Below are 870 nucleotides of genomic sequence, written 5' to 3'. Positions count from 1 at the left end.
TCGCCGTGCAGGGCACCCTGCTCGAACACCTGCGCCTCGGCGCCGGCCCCGGCCTGACCGGCGCCGTCGGCCAGCGCTTCGCGTCCGGCACCACCCTGCCGGCCGGCTACGCCGCCCTCACCCCGGACGAGCCCGTCACCGGCCTCGTGCCGGTGCGGCCGCTCGCCCCGCGCTACGGCGTCTGGGGCCAGGCCTTCGGGGTGTTCGGCGCGAGCGAGGCCAGCCGCAACACCGCCCGCCTCACCCGGGAGACCGGCGGCTTCATGCTCGGCGCCGAGACCGGCCCGGGCGTGCTCGGCGATGCGTTCGGCGCCGGCCTCGACGGCTGGCGCGTCGGCGTGGCGGGCGGCACCAGCCTCACGCAGTTCGACGTGACCGCCCGGCAATCCTCCGGGCGGATTGAGGGCAGCTTCGGCGCCGCCTATGCCAGCGGGTCGCTCGGACCCGTGCAGGTCCGGTTCGGGGCCCTGTATGGCCGGGATGCCCTGGACACCCGCCGGACTGTGCTGTTCCCCGGCGTCTCGCAGGCGGTCAGCGGCCGGGCCGGCGGCAGCACGCGGCAGGGCGTCGGCGAGGTCGGCTACCGGATCGGCGGAGCGGAGGGCTATGTCGAGCCGTTCGTGGGCGCGGCCGTGTTGCGGCTGCGCCGGGATGGCTTCACCGAGACGGGGGGCGCGTCGGCGCTGGCGGCGTTCGGGCGGACCGATGTGGTCGAGACGGCGACGGCCGGCGTTCAGGCGCAGGCGGTGGCGGCGGATCTGTTCGGCGGCGCCGGCCCGCTGCTGGCGCGGGGCCTGATCGGCTACCGGCGGGCGTTCGGGGACGGGGTGCCGGCGGCACTGCTGGCGTTCCGGGGCGGCACGGCGTTCC

Annotated in this window: 1 protein-coding gene; it reads left to right on the top strand. The window is 77.5% G+C overall.

The features are described from left to right. Positions 1–870 (top strand): autotransporter outer membrane beta-barrel domain-containing protein (locus AKJ13_RS29890; protein ID WP_160320646.1); only part of this gene is annotated, 870 nt, incomplete at both ends.

The sequence above is a fragment of the Methylobacterium sp. ARG-1 genome, from assembly GCF_001262595.1.
Classification (GTDB): domain Bacteria; phylum Pseudomonadota; class Alphaproteobacteria; order Rhizobiales; family Beijerinckiaceae; genus Methylobacterium; species Methylobacterium brachiatum.
Note: the sequence above shows the minus strand (reverse complement) of the source record. Positions and strands in the feature narration are given on the sequence as shown.